This window comes from Vannielia sp. ABF1_015 (assembly GCF_056160745.1).
The window spans coordinates 1-18,852 of record NZ_JBSWXT010000002.1 but is presented as its reverse complement, the minus strand read 5'-3'; the positions used below and the strand labels follow the sequence as shown (position 1 = coordinate 18,852).

Annotated in this window: 15 protein-coding genes; 7 read left to right on the top strand and 8 right to left on the bottom strand. The window is 63.4% G+C overall.

Translation table 11 applies throughout. From position 1 onward, the window contains the following. Window positions 1–12: 12 nt before the first annotated feature. A complete protein-coding gene (locus tag ACXAG6_RS12475; protein ID WP_475337979.1) occupies window positions 13–897 on the bottom strand; it encodes a YicC/YloC family endoribonuclease in 885 nt (294 codons plus the stop codon). A gap of 145 nt (window positions 898–1,042) precedes the next feature. Between ACXAG6_RS12475 and ACXAG6_RS12470 the strand changes: the two genes are divergently transcribed. Together ACXAG6_RS12470 and ACXAG6_RS12465 are read left to right on the top strand one after the other, a co-directional pair. Further along, window positions 1,043–1,819 carry a PAS domain-containing protein gene (locus tag ACXAG6_RS12470; RefSeq protein ID WP_475337978.1) on the top strand — a complete coding sequence of 259 codons (777 nt, stop codon included), beginning with the start codon at window positions 1,043–1,045 and terminating at the stop codon, window positions 1,817–1,819. A gap of 158 nt (window positions 1,820–1,977) precedes the next feature. Continuing rightward, window positions 1,978–3,039, top strand: a complete 1,062-nt coding sequence (locus tag ACXAG6_RS12465; RefSeq protein WP_475337977.1) for an ATP-grasp fold amidoligase family protein — start codon at window positions 1,978–1,980, stop codon at window positions 3,037–3,039. A gap of 94 nt (window positions 3,040–3,133) precedes the next feature. On the opposite strand, the gene ACXAG6_RS12460 is transcribed toward ACXAG6_RS12465, so the two are convergent. Next, window positions 3,134–4,501, bottom strand: a complete 1,368-nt coding sequence (locus ACXAG6_RS12460) for a class II 3-deoxy-7-phosphoheptulonate synthase (protein WP_140014387.1) — start codon at window positions 4,499–4,501, stop codon at window positions 3,134–3,136. Between the two features lie 189 nt (window positions 4,502–4,690). Here ACXAG6_RS12460 and ACXAG6_RS12455 point away from each other — a divergent pair, with 189 nt between their 5' ends. The 3 genes from ACXAG6_RS12455 to ACXAG6_RS12445 are packed head-to-tail and all read left to right on the top strand — an operon-like array spanning window position 4,691 to window position 7,271. Next, window positions 4,691–5,695, top strand: a complete 1,005-nt coding sequence (locus tag ACXAG6_RS12455) for a GlxA family transcriptional regulator (protein WP_475339056.1) — start codon at window positions 4,691–4,693, stop codon at window positions 5,693–5,695. Beyond that, entirely contained in the window at window positions 5,692–6,192 is a 501-nt protein-coding gene (locus ACXAG6_RS12450) for a GNAT family N-acetyltransferase (RefSeq protein WP_475337975.1), read from the top strand. Before ACXAG6_RS12455 ends, ACXAG6_RS12450 begins: the two co-directional genes overlap by 4 nt. Further along, window positions 6,189–7,271, top strand: coding sequence for a hypothetical protein (locus ACXAG6_RS12445; protein ID WP_475337974.1), 1,083 nt, complete (start codon window positions 6,189–6,191; stop codon window positions 7,269–7,271). The genes ACXAG6_RS12450 and ACXAG6_RS12445 overlap by 4 nt, the downstream gene beginning before the upstream one ends. A 69-nt stretch (window positions 7,272–7,340) precedes the next feature. Here ACXAG6_RS12445 and ccmE read toward each other — a convergent pair whose 3' ends face one another. The 5 genes from ccmE to ACXAG6_RS12420 form a co-directional block, all read right to left on the bottom strand. Continuing rightward, window positions 7,341–7,799 (bottom strand): cytochrome c maturation protein CcmE, encoded by a 459-nt coding sequence (gene ccmE, locus ACXAG6_RS12440; RefSeq protein ID WP_475337972.1) that lies wholly within the window; start codon window positions 7,797–7,799, stop codon window positions 7,341–7,343. 10 nt (window positions 7,800–7,809) lie between these two features. After that, window positions 7,810–8,838, bottom strand: a complete 1,029-nt coding sequence (argC, locus tag ACXAG6_RS12435; RefSeq protein WP_475337971.1) for an N-acetyl-gamma-glutamyl-phosphate reductase — start codon at window positions 8,836–8,838, stop codon at window positions 7,810–7,812. Window positions 8,839–8,874: 36 nt separating this feature from the next. Further along, window positions 8,875–9,687, bottom strand: a complete 813-nt coding sequence (gene murI, locus ACXAG6_RS12430) for a glutamate racemase (protein WP_475337970.1) — start codon at window positions 9,685–9,687, stop codon at window positions 8,875–8,877. 6 nt (window positions 9,688–9,693) lie between these two features. Then, window positions 9,694–10,572: a lysophospholipid acyltransferase family protein gene (locus tag ACXAG6_RS12425; RefSeq protein ID WP_475337968.1), complete on the bottom strand. Its 879-nt coding sequence runs from the start codon at window positions 10,570–10,572 to the stop codon at window positions 9,694–9,696. A gap of 169 nt (window positions 10,573–10,741) precedes the next feature. Further along, complete coding sequence (locus ACXAG6_RS12420) at window positions 10,742–14,140, bottom strand: indolepyruvate ferredoxin oxidoreductase family protein (protein ID WP_475337967.1); 3,399 nt, start codon at window positions 14,138–14,140, stop codon at window positions 10,742–10,744. 157 nt (window positions 14,141–14,297) lie between these two features. Between ACXAG6_RS12420 and ACXAG6_RS12415 the strand changes: the two genes are divergently transcribed. Further along, complete coding sequence (locus ACXAG6_RS12415; protein ID WP_475337966.1) at window positions 14,298–15,203, top strand: LysR family transcriptional regulator; 906 nt, start codon at window positions 14,298–14,300, stop codon at window positions 15,201–15,203. 362 nt (window positions 15,204–15,565) lie between these two features. Here the strand turns inward: ACXAG6_RS12415 and ACXAG6_RS12410 are convergent, their stop codons facing one another. Next, window positions 15,566–16,270, bottom strand: a complete 705-nt coding sequence (locus ACXAG6_RS12410) for a hypothetical protein (protein ID WP_475337964.1) — start codon at window positions 16,268–16,270, stop codon at window positions 15,566–15,568. A 263-nt stretch (window positions 16,271–16,533) separates the two neighbouring features. Between ACXAG6_RS12410 and purL the strand changes: the two genes are divergently transcribed. Continuing rightward, window positions 16,534–18,693, top strand: a complete 2,160-nt coding sequence (gene purL / locus ACXAG6_RS12405) for a phosphoribosylformylglycinamidine synthase subunit PurL (RefSeq protein WP_475337963.1) — start codon at window positions 16,534–16,536, stop codon at window positions 18,691–18,693. Window positions 18,694–18,852: the final 159 nt, after the last annotated feature.

The window sequence follows — 18,852 nt, the reverse complement described above, 5'->3', positions numbered from 1 at the left end:
CTGGGCTCCCCCTCACTCGATGTTCTGAACCTGCTCCCGCATCTGGTCGATGGCGGCCTTGAGGTCAAGTCCGATGCGGGTCAGTTCCACCGCCTGCGCCTTGGAGCAAAGCGTGTTGGCCTCGCGGTTGAACTCCTGACAGAGAAAATCCAGCTTGCGGCCCACGGCGTCTTCACTGGCCAGCAACTCGCGGCTGGCGGTTACATGCGCCTCCAGCCGGTCGAGCTCTTCGGTCACGTCGCTCTTCAGCGCCAGCAGCGCCACCTCCTGCGCCACCCGGTCCTGATCGAGGCCCTTTGCGTTTTCCAGCACGCGGGTGAGGTTTTCCTTCAGGCTCTCAGCCATCTCGGCCTTACGCTCCTCGGCCACGGGGCGGGCCTCGCGCACCAGCTTGGCCACCTGGTCGAGATGAGCCAGCATGACGGCATGCAGCGCCGCCCCCTCGGTGGCCCGCATTTCCAAGAATGAATCCAACAAGGGCGGAAAATCGGCCATCAGCTTGCCGCGCAGGGCCGCCATCTCGCCTTCGCTCAGCTGCTGCGGATCGTCGGCAATGCCCTTCATCGCAAGGATCTCGGCAGTGGTCGGTGCCTTCAGCTCTACCCCGGCCCGCTCCGCCTCTCGGGTGATCTCGCTGAGCGCCGCCAAAACCTGCGCCAGTTGCGAGCCATCCAGCTTCATCGCCCCGCTCGTGCGGCTCCGTTGGACCCGAAGCGTGAGAGACACATTGCCCCGCACCAGCGAGCGGTTCAGCTCCGTGCGAAGCCCCTGTTCAAGCCCGCTGATCCATTCGGGCAACCGCAAACGCAGGTCCAGCCCCTTGCCGTTCACGCCCCGCATTTCCCAGCTCCAGGTAAAGTCGCTGCCCTGCTGGGTACGGGCGGCGAATCCTGTCATGGAGTTAACCATTTATGAATTTTCCCCCCGGAAATTCGTCGGGCTCTGTGCTATTAACGGATAGGTAATCTTTCTTGTCCATGGGTTAACAGACCAGATGCTCTTGGACAATAAAGCCAGCGGGAATTCTAGCGAGGGCGGTGACGTGGAACATCAAGAGGATAGAGGCCGTGGGGTGGTTTCGCTGATGAAGTATAACAACGACATTCGATTCCCCGCCATCCACACACTGCGCCGCTACTGGGATGAGCTGCGCGGCCCGCGCCAAGTGCCTTCGCGCGCCGAGGTTGATCCTCGCGCAATCGAGGAAACGCTGGAATATGCCTTCATCCTCGAGCGGATCGCGCCCGGTGTGGGCCGCTTCCGCCTTGCGGGGATGCACCTGAATGATCTGATGGGTATGGAAGTGCGTGGTATGCCCTGCACCTCCATGTTCATGCCCGAGCACCGCGCCACCCTGAGCCGCGCGCTAGAAGAGGTCTTCGCCGGCCCCTCCACCGCCCTGCTCACCCTTGCTGGCGAGCGCGGCGTGGGCCGCCCGCCGATGGACGGGCAAATGCTGCTGCTGCCGCTCACCTCCGACTTCGGCGATGTAACCCGGGCGCTGGGTTGCCTCTGCACCATCGGCCCCATCGGCCGCTCCCCGCGCCGCTTTACCGTGAAGGATGAAATCATCCGCCCGGTCCGCGTCACCGCTGGCGCGGAAGATCTGGGCACCCCCATGACCCGCGAAGAGCGGCTGAAAGCTCGCAAGGCCATCGCCAAAGCAAAGGCCGAGACCACGACCGAGGCCTCCCCGCAAGGCTTCGCCGAACCCGCCCCCGGCTTCACCCCCGCGCCCCCGTCCCCCCCCGCGCCCGGCGACAAACCCCGCCTGCGCCTCGTGCGCTCGGACGGCGAAGAGGTCGACGCAAAGGGGTGATAAGCAGGCCCTCACGCTTGCCAAAACGAGCCGCCGCCACATGACAGGAACGCAGATGTCACTGTCCCCCGTCACCTCACTCAGCAGGTTTGACCATCCCCCCTTGGTGTGGTCTCCTCAAAATCAAACACAGGTGGAACGGGTTAGGTAACGGGCAAATGGCACGCGAATTCCACGAGCAGGCATTCTACAACAAGCGGGATCGCGAAAGCATGGGCGATGGCTTCGTGCGCGAATACCTGCGCGACTATTGGGACTGGTTCCGCGACAACCTCAAAGACGCCCCCAAAGTCCCCGGCGACCAATGGATGACCTGCCTCTCCGAGCTGGGCCTCAAGGAAACCCGCGCAGTCGCAAAGCGTGGCATCGGCGCCTACTATCGCTCCACCGGGCTCTTTCCCGACTTTTCCCAGCCTCGCCGTTTCACCGAGATGATGCTGCTCAACAGCCTGATCTCTCCGATGCCGCGCCTCAACGCCGCCGACAAGCTGAACGTCGGCCACTATATTCCCGAGCATCTGCGCGAGCGGATCCAGCCCTGCCCGGTCGAAAAGGTCTTCGAAAACCAAGCCGAGTTTGACCTCTCCAGCGTGCCCGAGGGCACCTATTTTCTGAAAACCAACCACGGCAGCAGCCAGAATATCCGCTGCGATCTCTCCGGCGCGCTCGATGACGAGACCAGCGCAAAGATCGACGAGAAGCTGCCCAAGTGGTTCGACGAACCCTATGGCACCGCCTCTTCGCAATGGTGGTATAGGTTGATCGACCGCAAAGTATTCCTCGAGCGCTCCATCGCCCGCGCCGAAGACGAGATCGTGCCAGACTTCCGCTTTCACTGCATCAATGGCACCGCCGCGCTGTTGCAGGTCGATGTCGGGCTTGGCACGAGCCAGCGCAACAATGCGATTTACGACAAGGATCTCAACTACATCGCCAAGCCCTTCCTCCGCCCCAATCGGGCCGAAGTGCCCCTGCCCGCCGTCACGCAGGAAGCCCGCGACATCGCGCAGGCAATCTCAAAGCCCTTCCCCTACATCCGGGTCGATATCTATGTGCGCGGTGACGATCTGTTCTTGGGCGAGCTCACGTTCCTGCCCAATGCCGGGCGGCGTCCGGTCCGCTCGGCCTATATCGATAACTACCTCTGCAGCTTCTGGGATCCCATGCCCACCGTCAAACGGGTGGCCAAGGTGCAGGCCACGGCGAGCAAAGCCGCCTGAGGCGAGGCGAGAGCCCACAGACAGCCCTACACATGCAAAACGGCGCGAACCTCTTCGCGCCGTTTCAATGTCTCTCGGTCATGCCCTCAACGGGTCAGACAGCATCGCGCCGCGCATCAACCCCGCGCCGCTCAAGCTCCTCGGCCACGAGGAAGGCGAGCTCCAGCGATTGGCTGGCGTTCAGGCGCGGGTCGCAGGCGGTGTGGTAGCGCGAGCCGAGGTCTTCGTCGGTCACAGCCCGCACGCCGCCGGTGCACTCGGTCACATCCTGACCGGTCATCTCGAAATGCACGCCGCCGGGCACGGTGCCCGCTGCACGGTGCACGCCAAAGAACTCGCGCACCTCGCCCAGCACCCGCTCGAAGGGCCGGGTCTTGAAGCCGCTGTCGCTCTTGATGGTGTTGCCATGCATCGCATCGCAGACCCACACCACATTGGCGCCCTCGCTCTTCACCACGTCGATCAGCCGCGGCAGGTGCTCTTCAACTTTGCCTGCGCCAAACCGGGTGATCAGCGTCAGCCGCCCGGCCTCGTTCTTCGGGTTGAGATCCGCCATCAGCCGCTTCAGGTCGTCGCTTTCCATCGTCGGCCCGGCCTTCAGGCCAATGGGGTTGATGATCCCCTTGCAGAACTCCACATGCGCGCCGTCGGGCTGGCGGGTACGGTCGCCGATCCACACCATGTGGCCCGATCCGGCCACGGTCTGCCCGGTGGTGCTGTCCACGCGGGTCAGCGCCTCTTCGTATTCCAGCAGCAGCGCCTCATGGCTGGTGTAGAAATCCACCGACTGCATGGCATGCACCGAGTCGGCGTCGATCCCGGCGGCAGACATAAAGTCCAGCGCATCCTGAATCCGGTTGCTGAGGTCTCTGTAGCGTGCCGCGCGGTCCTCATCCGCGAAGCCCGTCGTCCAGGCGTGAACCCGGTGAATATCGGCAAAACCACCCTGCGAGAAGGCGCGCAGCAGGTTCAGCGTGGCCGCCGCCTGGGTGTAGGCCTGAAGCATCTTCTTCGGGTCCGGAATGCGGGCCTCGGGGGTGAAATCAAGCTCGTTGATGATGTCACCGCGGTAGCTCGGCAACTCCACATCACCCTTCACCTCCATCGGCGCGGAGCGCGGCTTGGCAAACTGCCCGGCCATCCGGCCCACCTTCACCACCGGCACCTTGGCACCGTAGGTCAGCACGATGGCCATCTGCAGCATCACCTTGAAGGTGTCGCGGATGTTGTCGCCGCTGAATTCTGCAAAGCTCTCGGCACAATCGCCGCCCTGAAGCAAAAACGCCTCGCCACGCGCCGCCTTGCCAAGCTCATCGCGCAAACGGCGGGCCTCACCGGCAAACACCAGCGGCGGATACTTCGCAAGCTGCGCCTCAACGGCATTCAGTGCTGCCGCATCAGGATAGTCGGGCATCTGCACCCGAGGCTTCGAACGCCAGTCGGCTTTGGTCCAAGTGCTCATCGTCTCATGTCCTTCATCGCTCCCGCGCCTCCCCGCGCGGGTAAGGCCGCCCTTATAGGGCCAGAGCAGCAAAACCTCTAGCCCCGCGCGCGGTCATCGCGCGATTTTCTGCACCCAATGCTCTTGCGCCCTATGTCAAATCCTGCTTGCCTCCCCGGCGGGGACAATTTCCAGCATGGAGCCAGAATGATGCGGCGGCCCGAAGCGCAAACTCTGGTGGTCGAGGTGCCGGCCAAGCCGAAGCGCTTTGCCTTCCTTCTCGTCCCCGATTTCTCGCTTCTCAGCTTTGCTGGCGCGATCGACGCCTTCCGGCTGGCCAACCGCACCTCTGGCAACCAGCTCTACGACTGGCAGCTGATCTCCGAAGGCGCTGTGCCGGTCCAGGCCTCCTGCGGCTCGGTCTTTCAGGTCAACGGCGGGCTAGACGACCTCAACCGCGAAGAGGTGATCCTCGCCTGCGCCGGGCTCGACGTGGAAGACAAGGCCAGCCCCAAGATCCTCGCATGGCTGCGCAAACAGGCCCGTCGCGGGCTCGCCATCGGCGGACTGTGCACCGCAGGCTACCTGCTCGCCCGCGCCGGGCTGCTCGACGGCAAGCGCGCGACGATCCATTGGGAAAACGCCGACAGCTTCACCGAAGAGTTCGAAGAGGTGCGCCTGACCAAGACCGTCTTCGTCCATGACGGCAACCGAATGACGACGGCGGGCGGCACCGCCTCCATCGACCTCGCGCTACAGATCATCGCCGAAGACTATGGCGAGGAGCTGGCCAACACCGTGGCCGACCAGCTGATCTATTCCTCGATCCGCACCGATCAGGACACCCAGCGCCTCTCCATCCCCACACGCATCGGCGTGCGCCACCCCAAGCTGAGCCGCGTGATCCAGATCATGGAGCAAAACCTCGAAGAGCCCATCTCGCCCGCCAAACTGGCCGAAGATGTCGTTCTGTCCACCCGCCAGCTTGAGCGCCTGTTCCGCCGCTACCTCAACCGCTCCCCCAAGCGCTACTACATGGAACTCCGGCTCCAGAAGGCCCGCAACCTGCTGATGCAAACCAATATGTCGGTCATCAACGTGGCGCTGGCCTGCGGCTTCACCTCGCCCTCGCATTTCTCCAAGTGCTACCGCGCGCAATATCAAACCACCCCCTACCGCGAGCGCGGCTCCCACGGCGCGCGCCTCTCGGTATGATCCAGACTGCGCGGCTCATCCTGCGCCCGGCCGAGCCCTGCGACTTGCCCGCGCTCCACGCCATTTTTTCCGACCCGGACGTGATGCGCCATTGGTCCACCCCGCCGGATGAAACCATCGACGCCACCGCCGACCGGCTTGAAGGCTTCATGCGCGGCGAGCGCGAACTTGGGCCGGAGTGGATGATCCTCCACCAAGGCACACTCATCGGGCGCGTCGGCCTCTGGCGCAAATGGGAGGTCGGCTACATCCTCTCCCGCGCGGCATGGGGCCAGGGCTTTGCCTCCGAGGCGCTGCAAGCCGTTACCGTCGAAGCCTTCGCCCGCCACCCCGCCTGTGACGCTCTCACTGCCGATATCGACCCGCGCAACATCGGCTCAGGCCGGGTGCTGGAGAAGGTCGGCTTCACCGTCACCCACCACGCCAAGAACACCTTTTGCATCAATGGCGAATGGTCTGACAGCACCTACTACCGGCTGGATCGCCCCGCCCCATGAAGCGCCTGCCTGTCATCATCGGCCTTATCCTCGGCCTCGCCACCGCCGGCTTCGCCCTCTGGGGCGCTGCGATCCTCTGGGGCATCGCCACCGCCTTTTCCAATTGGGGCCGCGAAGACACGTCAAACCTGCCGAAGGCACCCCTTTCCCGCGTGCTCTCCGAAGATCTGACCGCGGTCGATTTTCTCGTTTTCCACGACGGCCCGCGCGGATGGTATCTCGTCGACGATCCCGCGCCACTAAACGACACCGAAATAGGCTTCTACGGCCCCCGCTTCCTCGGCCAACTCACCAACACCGGCCCGTCGCCCAACTACTGCGAGGGCGACACGGACGCCAAGATCATCTGGGCCGTCCGCGACGGGCAGGAGGTGGCCGCCATGGCCTATTGCAATGTCTCGCGGATGGATTTCGCCCCGCTCCTGCCCCACGCCACCCCCGTCACCCTAACCGACGCGGAAATGACCGAAGCTGAGCTGACCGCCCTCCGCACCCAGATCGCCGCCGACCCGACCCGCCGCTTCGTCGATGTGCCGCCCAAGCCCTTGGCCTTTACCCACTATCGCGCCCTGCGCCCGCCCATGCTCTGGGCCGACGATGGCGCGGTGGTCCCCGCCATCATCGGCGCGATCCGCGCAACGATGGACGGTGCGCCGCATCAGGCCCATGTCTTCAACGATCGGCTAAGCTACGCATCCTTCAACCATCCAGACCACGCCGAATTAGTCTATGGCTCCTTCATCCGGGCGGATAACGGCACCGCCGTCCTGAACGGGCTCTATCTCTACGCGCCCTATGTTGAAGTCTCTTGCGCGCCGAAGCATTGCGCCCGCCTCGATGGGCTCGATCTCGCCGCTGAGCTCGCCCCGTGGCGCCCTGCCGAAGCGCTGGCCACGGCGCTGGCCGCGCCCGTGCCCCAACATACGGGCAACAGGCCCGCCGGCAGCCCCCGCGACCCGTCGCAGGGGCCCGGCTTTCTCATTCCATCACCGGAAGATCTCGCAGACAGGGCAACCCATCTGGCCGAAACGCAGCCCTACACCACCCGCGTGCGCCACATCGCGCCGCGCGCCGACTAGCGCTCGGATCGTTCTGCAGAAGAAACGCCTAGGGTGCGCAAGGCCTATGCTTGCCTGCGCGCGCCAAAATCAAGAGTCCGGCTCAGGCTCCACGTAAACGCCCTGCTCTTTCAGCGCGTCCACGACTTCTTTGGGCATATAGGTCTCGTCGTGCTTGGCCAGAATCTCGCTGGCCACAAAGACCTTCCCGTCATAGCTGCCGGTTCCCACCATGCCCTGCCCCTCGGCAAAGAGGTCAGGCAGGATGCCGGTAAACTCCACCGGCACCACCGCGCCGCCATCCGTCACCGAAAACCGCACCGTCTCACCCTCGCCGCGGACGATGGAGCCCTCTTCCACCAGCCCGCCGATGCGGAACACTTCATTGGGCGCGGGCGGGCTCTCCATTACCTGGCTGGGGGAGCGGAAAAAGTTGATCCCATCGCGAAAGCCATAGCCGATCAGCCCGGCAGAAAGTGCCAGTGCTGCAATGGCGACGAAGATCACCTGCACCCGACGCTTCTTTTTCAGCCCCTTAAGACCGGCCATCAGCCCCTCCCTACGGGAACAACGGGGCCATCATCAGCCCCTCGGTTTCTTCCAGCCCCAGCATCAGGTTGGCGTTCTGCACCGCCTGCCCGCTGGAGCCCTTGGTCAGGTTATCAAGCGCGGCAAACACCGTCGCCCGGCCCTCGGCCCGCTCTGCGGCCACACCGAGATGCACCATGTTGCTGCCCCGAACCGAGCGGGTCGAAGGCACCTGCCCCATGGGTAGCACATGGCAGAACGGCTCGTCTTGATATGCCTCAACCAGCGCCGCGTGAATCGCCTTGGCGTCCCCCTGCACGTAAGCCGCCGAGAGAATGCCCCGGTTCGCCGGGATCAGCGTGGGGGTAAACTGCACCCGCACCTCGCGCCCCGCCGCCTTGGAAAACTCTTGGTCGAACTCGCCCAAATGCCGGTGCTTGCCGCCCGCCGCGTAGGGCATCCAGCCTTCACTCAGCTCGGCATGCAGCAGGTTCTCCTTCAACGCCCGTCCAGCGCCAGAAACCCCAACCTTCATGTCGATGATCACCGAGTCAGGGTCGATCAGACCGCCCTTGAACAGCGGCAGCAGGCTGAACAGCCCGGTCGCCGCATTGCAGCCCGTGCCCGCCACAAACCGGGCACCCTTGATCTCGTCGCGATAAAACTCGGTGAGCCCGTAAACCGCCTGCTCTTGCAACTGCACCGCCTGATGCGGCTGGCCATACCACTTTTCATATTCCGCCGGATCGCGCAGCCGGAAGTCGGCGGAGAGGTCCACCACCTTCAACCCCTCGGGCAAACCGGGGATCACCTGCTGGCTGGTCACATGCGGCAAGGCGCAAAAGCAGAGGTCGATGGCGGAAAAATCGATCTCGTCAATCTTCACCAGCTTGGGCAGGTCAAGATGGGCCAGATGCGGGAACACGTCGCGCATCTCCATGCCTGCCTTGCGCTCGGCAGCCAGCGCGGCCACCTCCATGCCCGGATGGGTGGCAATAATCCTCACGAGTTCGGCGCCGGTATAGCCGGAGGCGCCCAGAATGGCGATCTTTGCGGTCATTGGTCTTTCCTTGGTCTTGCGATGTGTAAGCTGAAGTCAGGCAGGCTGAAATTCAACTTTTCGTCGCAAGAAGCGTGTGGCCTGATCCGTCACCTTGCGCGGATCGCCCGTGGTCAGAAATTTCGTCTCCTCCCCGCTGCCCAGCTTGTCGGGATGGCGGGTGAGATAATCGGCCAGAGACTCCGCCACGATCGTGGCTTGCGAATAAACGCTGACCTCGGGGCCAAGCGCCTCCTGAAAGGCCTCTTCCATGATCGGATAATGAGTGCAGCCCAGAATGGCGGCCTCAGGCTTGGGCATCTTGCGCTTGAGCGCGTCCACATGGCTGTGCACCAGCGCCTCGGCCAAGATCATGTCGCCATCCTCGATGGCATCCACCACCCCGCCGCAGGCCTGCGCCTCGACATCCACGCCGATGGCCCGGAAGGCCAGCTCGCGCTGAAATGCGCGGGAGGCCACCGTGGCGGGCGTGGCAAACAGCGCCACATGCTTCACCGCCACCTCGCGCGGGGGCGAGTTGTCGCCCCACTGCCGCTCGGTCAGCGCCTCGATCAGCGGCACGAACACACCAAGCACCCGTTTGCCCTCGGGCACACCGGCCTCCTGCATCCGCCGCAAGGCCGCCGCGCTCGCCGTATTGCAGGCCAGAACCACCAAGTCGCAGCCCTCGGCCCAGAGCCGCTCCACCGCGCCGCGGGTCAGGTCATGGATATTGTCGGCATCGCGCACGCCGTAAGGGCTGTGGGCGTGGTCGCCATAGTAGACAAACGCCTGGTCGGGCAGCCGCTTTTGCACCGCGTCCAGCACGGTGAGCCCGCCGATCCCTGAGTCGAAAATACCAACCGCCATGGCAGGTTACGCCTTGTGAAAATCCTCAAATTCCTTGCCGTATTCGCGTGCACGAACAGGCGTGTTCGACAGGCTATACGTGGCCTCGCGCAAGAAATCCATCAGAGCTTTGGGATCGCGGGCGCGACTGTCGATTTCATGCCGCGGGATCGGCTGGCCAATGGCCACATCCACCGGCTCGTCGATGCGGGCGCGGAACTCCTTGATCAGCAGCGCAATCCGCAGGGTCGAGTGAATATGGCTGGCCATCTGGAACAACCGGCTGTTGGCGCCCTCAAAGAACACCGGAACCACCGTTGCCCCCGATTTGGCGATCATCTTGGCGGTAAAGCGCCGCCAGCCCGGATCGAGCGGGCGCGAAAGAAGGCGCGCCGAGGTGCTCACCGTGCCGCCCGGAAACACGCCAATCGCCCCGCCCTGCCCCAGATAATCGAGCGAAGCCTTGCGGGTGGCCAGATTGGTGGCCTGCGCCTCGCGCGTGCCGTCAAAGTCGATCGGCAGGATGATCCGGTTCAGCTCTTCGGACCGCTTGAAGACCTGATGCGCCAGAATCCGAAAATCGCCCCGCGTTTCGCTCAGGATATGGCCCATCATCAGGCCGTCGAGGATGCCGTAGGGATGGTTGGCCACCAGCACCAGCGGGCCGGTCGCGGGGATGTTTTCAAGGCTGCCCCGGGTAACGCGAAGGCTCAGCCCATAACGGCGGCGGATCACATCCCAAAAGTCCTCGCCCTGCGCCACGTCGCTCTCGTAGCCGTCGGCCCGCTTGATCAGCCCGATCCGCCCCGTGGCGTTTTCCAGCAGCTTCACAAAGGCACGGCCCGGCTTGGAGCGCACCGAATTGGCGTAGGTGATATCACGGGCGACCTGGTGGCGTTGATCCATGGGGCGCGTCCTCTTTTTAATGGCGCTCAGATAGGGCGCGGTGGCCGATCTGGGAAGGCTTTATGACGGGTGCGTAAAGCCTGTGTGACACCCTTTTGGGAGCGTTGCGCAGCGGGGGGCCAGCCCCCCGCACCCCCCCGGAGATATTTTCAGCAAGAAAATGAACAGGTTATTCCGCAGCCTGGCGCATGGGCGCTTCGGGGTTGCGGAAGGCTTCGAGCAGTTCTTCGCGTCGTTTGGCGGCCTTTTCGGCGTTGGCGAGCTTTACCGGGCCGAATCCGCGGATGGTCAGCGGGAGTTCGGCGAGCGCCAGCGCCGGGGCGCGGTTGTGGTCGTTCAGGCCGGCGAGGATATCGGCCATGTCGGTCTCGTATTGCACGATCAGGGCACGTTCAAGCTTGCGTTCATGGGCGAAGCGGAACGGGTCAAATAGAGTGCCGCGCAGGGGCTTCATCGCCGCCAGCAGCTTGAAGCCCTGCCGCATCCAAGGCCCGAAGGCCCGCTTTTTCGGGCGCCCGCCGGGCCCTTTGGTGCCAAAGATCGGCGGGGCGAGGTGGTAGCTGAAGCGCATCTCGCCTTCAAAGACCTCCGCCGCCTTGGCCTCGGTCTCCAGCAGCAGCCGAGCGGTCTCGTATTCGTCCTTATAAGCGATCAGCTTGTGGTAGCCCTTGGCAATCGCCAGCTTCATTGCGTCATCCGGGGCGCGGTCCACCAGCGCCCTGTAACGGCGGGCGGTTTCGGCATTGCCCCAGGCCTCCAAGTGGCGCGCGCGATAGTCAATCCGCTCGGCCAGGGTCTTCTCCTGCGCCGCCTCGGGCGCAAGCATCCCCGCAGCCGCCTCAGGCTCAACCACCGCCCATCGCCCGATCTCGAAGGCCCGCCTGTTGCCCTCCACGGCCTGCCCGTTCAACTCGACGGCACGCATCAGCGCCGCATAGCTCACCGGCACCAACCCGGCCTGCCACGCGGCGCCGAGTATCATCATGTTGGAATAGATGCTGTCGCCCAGAAGCACGCGAGAAAGCGCCTGTGCGTCAAATACTTGCAGGCCATTCTTCAGGCGCGCCTGTAGCGCCAGCACCATCCGGTCATGGGGCAGCTTGAAGTTGATGTCGCGGGTGAAATGCCCGGTGATGATATCCGCCCCGTTCACCACCGCCCCGGTCTGCCCCTCGCGCATCAGCCCCAAGGTCTTGGAGCCTGCCGTGGTCACCAGATCGCCGCCAATCACCGCATTGGCCTCGCCGGTGCCCACGCGGATTGCGTTGATCAGTTCCGGCTTCTCGGCAATCCGCATGTGGATGTGAACCGCGCCGCCCTTCTGCGCCAGCCCGGCCATCTCGATCATGCCAACGCCCTTGCCGTCGATATGCGCAGCCTGGGCCAGCACCGCGCCTACGGTCACCACCCCGGTGCCGCCAACGCCCGTAATCACCATGTTATGGGTGCCCTCGATTGCAGGCAGCACCGGCTCCGGCAGGTCAGGCAGATCCACCGCCTTTTCGGGTGCCTTCTTTACCTTCGCGCCTTGAATCGTCACAAAACTGGGGCAAAACCCGTTGAGGCAAGAGAAATCCTTGTTGCAGGCGCTTTGGTCGATCTCGCGCTTGCGGCCCAGTTCGGTCTCTTTCGGCAGGATCGCCACGCAGTTGCTCTGGACCCCGCAATCGCCGCAGCCCTCGCAGACCTCGGTGTTGATAAACACCCGCTTGTCGATATCGGGGAAGGTGCCGCGCTTGCGCCGCCGCCGCTTTTCCGCCGCGCAGGTCTGCACATAAATAATGGCCGATACACCTTTGATCTTGCGAAACTTCTCCTGCACGCCCTCAAGCTCGGCACGCTCGTGCCGCGTCACCTGCGCCGGAAAGGCCTCAAGATTAACATCCTCCTTTTCATCGAAGACAAGCGCCACCTCCTTAACCCCCATCGCCAGCACTTCACGGGCGATCTGCTGGGGTGACAGGCCGCCTTCATTCGGCTGCCCCCCGGTCATTGCAACCGCGTCGTTGAACAGGATCTTGAAGGTAATGTTGGTGCCCGCCGCCAGGGCGGCCCGAATGGCCAGAGTGCCGGAGTGGTTGTAGGTGCCGTCCCCGAGGTTCTGGAACAGGTGCTCGCGCTTGGAAAACGGCGCCTCGCCCATCCAGTTCGCCCCTTCCGCGCCCATATGGGTGAAACGGTCGGTCGAGCGGTCCATCCAGCGGGCCATGAAGTGGCAGCCAATGCCCGCCCCCGCCTCGGAGCCCTCGGGCAGCTTGGTGGAGGAGTTATGCGGGCACCCGGCGCAGAAATAGGGCAACCGGGCCGCGATATCAGGCGCATTGTCGGCCAGCCGCGCGCTTTCAATCCGCGCCATCCCCGCCTTGATCCGGTCGGTGCCGCAATCTTCCTCGATCAGAATTTGCCCAAGTTCGAGCGCTATGTCATTGGGATCAAGCGCAAAATGGGTCGGAAACAGCACCTCGCCATTCTTCATCCCGCCATACACACGCCGCCCCCGGCGATCATCAAAGATCGCCTCCTTCACCTGCACCTCAATCAGCTTGCGCTTCTCTTCGACCACCACGATCACATCCAGCCCTTCGGCCCAATCGTGGAAGCCCTTCATATCCAGCGGCCAGACCTGGCCCACCTTGTAGGTCGTCACTCCAAGCCGTTCGGCTTCATCCGCGTCAATGCCCAAAAGCTCCAACGCATGGCAGAGGTCGAGCCAGTTCTTCCCAGCCGCAACAAAGCCAATCTTCGCGCCCGGCTTGCCATGCATCCGATGGTCTATTTTATTCGCGTTCGCAAAGGCTTCAGCGGCAAACCTCTTGTGCGCCAACAGCCGCTCTTCCTGCGCAATCCAATGATCGCCCAGCCGAATGTTCAGCCCGCCTTCCGGCAGCGCAAACTCGGGCGTCACAAAGTTCAGCCGGTCCGCCCGGCCATCCACCACGCTCGTCGCCTCAACGGTGTCCTTCATCACCTTCAGGCCCACCCAAACGCCCGCATAGCGGCTCAGCGCCCAGCCATAGAGCCCGTAATCAAGGATCTCCTGCACGCCCGCGGGGCTCAGCACCGGCATATGCACATCCACCAGCGCCCAGTCGGACTGGTGGCAAACGGTCGAGCTTTCTCCGGTATGGTCATCGCCCATGGCCATCAGCACGCCGCCATGCGGGCTGGTGCCCGCCATATTGGCATGGCGCATCACATCGCCTGAGCGGTCCACCCCAGGCCCCTTGCCGTACCAAAGGCCATACACGCCATCATAGCGCCCCTCGCCCCGCAGCTCGGCATTCTGGCTGCCCCAAAGCGCGGTGGCCGCGAGGTCTTCGTTCAACCCCGGCTCGAAGCGCACATCATTCTCGGCCAGCAGCTTGCCCGCACGGGTCATCCACTGATCGACTCCCCCCAGCGGCGAGCCGCGATATCCGGTGCAATAGCCCGCCGTATTCAACCCGGCGGCCCTGTCACGCGCCTTCTGCATCAGCATCAAGCGCACCAACGCTTGCGTGCCATTGAGCAGAACCGGCGATTTTTCCAGATCGAAACGGTCGGTGAGACTTACATCTTGCCTAGTCATTACGCGCTTCCTCCCAGTAGCGGGCATAATGTGATATTAGGTCATAATCTCTGACCTACAAACACAATTCTGTGCTCGTTAATGATTTGCGCATAGGCTGATGACGTGCATAAGGATGCTGCGCCGCAACCGCTTTGAACATAGTGAACCTTTACCAATGGATTGGGACAAGCTTAGAATATTTCACGCCGTGGCTGATGCCGGGTCACTTACCCACGCGGGTGAGACGCTGGGGCTGTCGCAATCGGCGGTCTCCCGGCAGATTCGCGCTCTTGAAGAGAGCCTGAACGCCACCCTGTTTCACCGCCACGCCCGCGGGCTGATTCTCACCGAGCAAGGCGAGCTGCTGTTTGACGCCACGCAGGTGATGAACCGCCGGCTTGATACCGCGGCCGCGCGTATTCGTGACAGCGAAGAAGAGGTGTTTGGCGAACTCAGGGTCACAGCCACCACCGGCTTCGGCACTCTCTGGCTCACGCCTCGCCTGCCCGCGCTCTACGAGCGCTACCCAGATCTTTCGATTGACCTCAATCTTGAAGAGCGCGTGCTGGACCTGCCGATGCGCGAGGCCGATGTTGCCATCCGCATGAAAGAACCCTCCCAAGCCGACCTGATCCGCCGCCGCCTGATGGGCGTGCGCATGCGTCTCTATGCGTCCGAAGGCTATGTGGCGCGGAACGGCGTGCCAAAGGATCTGGACGATCTTTCCCAGCACCGGCTGATCTCTCAGGCCTCACATTCCACCCAGGTGCGGGCCGGTGCCGAGATGATTCAGGCCCTGCTCACCCATGACGTGACCAAGCGACTCACCGTCAACAACTACTTCGGTGTGCTGCAAGCGGTGATCAACGACCTTGGTATCGGCCTGTTGCCCGATTATGTCGCCCTCGACACGCCTGGGTTGGTCCGGGTGCTCACCGAGGAGGAAAGTTCCGAGGTTCCGGTTTTCCTCGCCTACCCCGAAGAATTGCGTCAATCCAAGCGGATAGCCGCATTCCGCGACTTCGTGACCAGCGAAATTCAAGCACAACGCAGGGCTGTGCGAGAGGCTGCTGCCGAATAGCTCACCCTGTGTGCCATGCGCCACAGTCATGGCTGCCATTCGCTGATGCGGCATTTTTTGGCTTGAACGAAAGCGCTGCGTCACCATATGTGAAGACATCAGGCGCACCGGCTCAGGCCAGCGCGTCTTTTACCTCCCTGTTGGACTTAGGCCGAGCTTGTCTCGGCCTCTTTTTTTGTCCAACGGTCTGGTGATCCAGCGATGTGAGGGGCCCGGGCGGGGGCCGAATTGCGCGGAGCGTGCACCGAATCAAATCGTCTTGCAAGCCTTCGCTTTCGCTTCCCCAAACAGTCCGTTTCCAAAATAGAAACGGGCACCGCAGCCGGAAAAGCCACAGTGCCCTTGTTCTTACTTTCAGCACCTTAAAGGTTGCGCAGCCCCTTAAGGAAACGACGCTCGCTTAGGCGCAGTCTCACGCTCTTGTCGTTCAGCGCCCGCGGATCAGACGTCAGACGAACGGTCTTGCCCGCATGGCGGCCAACCACAGGCCCCGAAAGCTGCGCCACGATCGTCACTCCTTTTCCGGAGTAGCTGACAGAAATCACCCGGCCCAGAATTTGGCCATCGGAAGAGAGCAGCGCGGTGCCTTTGTAAGCAGCCAGCTTCTTGGCGAGCTGCAACCTTTTAAGTGCAGCCTGCTCTTCCGCGGAAAGGCCAGTTCTGGCACCCGGCACACCTGCCGTAACCTCAGGTGCATCGGGGTTGGTTCCGGTCGTCCCGCCGCCACCGATTGAAACATCCACCTCAACATCTGCGCCACCCGTGCCACCAGTGCCGCTGCCGCCGCCAACTGCGACATCTGCGTCAACATCAACGCCGCTGCCGCCGCCAATATTCACGTCCGCATCGGCACCAATGCCTCCGCCGCCGCCAATCGACACATCCACATCAGCACTAATGCCGCCGCCGCCGCCGATCGACACATCGGCATCCACGCCAATGCCGCCACCGCCGCCACCGCCGCCGCCAAGGCCAAGCGCCTCAGCGGAGTTAGGAAGTGCAAAGCAAAGGGCCGCTGCAATAATTGCCGTTCCGCCCTTCAGTCCAGTCTTGCTCGAGTAAGTCATGCTTCTACCTTTCGTGAGGTCTGTTCCACCCAACTCAACCCTGAGACAGCATTCGGTCCTAATTGCGTCCATTCATTGAAAATTTTAGACACATTTGCCGCGTTTGCGCCTGATTGTTCCCAACCCCGCGACAGTTACAAAAAACTAAGTCATAATCTTGCCAGCCCAATCTGAGTCCCGCCCCGCCCTGCCCCACCCAAAATTGCGCCTTTCCCTCCCACGGCCCTTTTCCTAAAAGGCGCATGAGCATCAGGGGAGCCTCCATGACCGAACCCGCCATCACGCCCGAGTTGATCGAAGCCCACGGCCTGAAGCCCGACGAATACGAGCGCATCCTCGAAATCATCGGCCGCGAGCCCACCTTCACCGAGCTGGGCATCTTTTCTGCCATGTGGAACGAGCACTGTTCCTACAAGTCCTCCAAGCTCCACCTGCGCAAGTTGCCCACCGAGGGCCCGCAAGTCATATGCGGCCCCGGCGAAAATGCTGGCATCGTCGATATCGGTGATGGTCAATGCGTGGTCTTCAAGATGGAGAGCCACAATCACCCCTCCTACATCGAACCCCACCAAGGCGCGGCCACCGGCGTTGGCGGCATCCTGCGCGATGTCTTCACCATGGGTGCGCGCCCCATCGCGGCGATGAACGCGCTGTCCTTCGGCGAGCCGTCCCACCCCAAAACCCGCCAGCTGGTCAACGGCGTGGTCGAGGGCATCGGCGGCTACGGCAACTGCTTCGGCGTGCCCACCGTGGGCGGCGAGGTCCGGTTTCACCCCGCCTACAACGGCAACTGCCTCGTCAACGCCTTCGCCGCCGGTCTGGCCGACACCGACGCCATCTTCTACTCGGCAGCGAGTGGCATCGGCATGCCCGTGGTCTACCTCGGCGCAAAAACCGGCCGCGATGGCGTTGGCGGCGCCACCATGGCCTCGGCAGAGTTCGACGACACCATCGAAGAGAAGCGCCCCACCGTGCAGGTCGGCGACCCCTTCACCGAGAAGCGCCTTATGGAAGCCACGCTGGAGCTGATGCAAACCGGCGCGGTGATCTCGATTCAAGACATGGGCGCCGCCGGCCTCACCTGCTCCGCCGTCGAGATGGGCGACAAGGGCGGCCTCGGCATCAAGCTCAACCTCGATGCCGTTCCCCAGCGCGAAACCAACATGACCGCCTATGAGATGATGCTCTCGGAAAGCCAGGAGCGCATGCTCATGGTGCTGAACCCCGAGAAAGAGGCCGAGGCCCGCGCCGTCTTCGAAAAATGGGATCTCGACTTTGCCATCGTCGGCGAAACCATTGCCGAAGACCGCTTCCTCGTGCTCCACGGCAACGAAACCAAGGCCGATCTGCCGCTGGCCACGCTCTCCGGCTCCGCCCCCGAGTATGACCGCCCCTGGGTTGAAACGCCCCCGGCCGCTGAGATGGACCCGGTGCCGGAGATCGACGCCATCGACGGCCTCAAAAGCCTCCTCGCCTCCCCGAACTACGCCCACAAGGCATGGGTCTGGGAGCAATATGACACCATGGTCATGGCCGATACGGTCGTCGCCCCCGGCGCGGGCTCCGGCGTGGTGCGCGTCCACGGCACCGAGAAGGCCCTCGCCTTCACCTCCGATGTCACCCCCCGCTACGTGAAGGCAAACCCCTACGAGGGCGGCAAGCAGGCGGTGGCCGAGGCCTATCGCAACCTCACCGCCAAGGGTGCCCTGCCGCTGGCAACGACCGACAACCTCAACTTCGGCAACCCCGAAAAGCCCGAGATCATGGGCCAATTCGTCGGCGCGCTGAAGGGCATCGGCGAAGCCTGCGAGGCGCTGAACACCCCCATCGTCTCCGGCAATGTCTCGCTCTACAACGAGACCGATGGCCAAGGCATCCTGCCCACCCCCACCATCGGCGCTGTGGGCCTGCTCGACACGCTCGACCAGCTGATCGACGGCACCGCCCGTGCGGGCCACGTTGCCTTGCTGATCGGCCCCGAGGGCGCGCACCTCGGCCAAACCGCCCTGCTGGCTGAAGCCTTCAGCCGCGAAGACGGCGACGCCCCCCATGTCGACCTCGCCGCCGAAAAGCTGCACGGCGATTTCATCCGCGCAAATGCCGCCAACATCGACGCATGCACCGACCTCGCCGATGGCGGCCTTGCCCTTGCCGCCTTCGAAATGGCCGAAGCCGCAGGCGTGGGCGTGCAGATCGACGCAGCGGGCAACGGCCCCCTCTTCGGCGAGGATCAGGCCCGCTACCTCATCGCCTGCTCCTTCGACAAGGCCGAGGCGCTCATGGTCGCCGCAGGTCAGGCTGGCGTGCCGCTAACCACCGTCGGCAAGTTCGGTGGCGATACGGTAAGCCTCGGCGGCAGTTCTGCCCCGCTCTCCGAACTCTCCGAAACCTATCGCAGCACCTTCGCTGCAAGTTTCGCGTGACCCGCCCTATTTTCTTGCCGCAAATACTCCCGGGGGTGGGGGGGGGGGGGCCCCCCCCCCCCCCCCCCCCCGCGCCCGCGCGCCTTAGCCGATAAGAATGTCGGCCATGCGCTCGCCGATCACAACGGTAGAGGCCATTGTGTTGCCGGTGGAGACGCG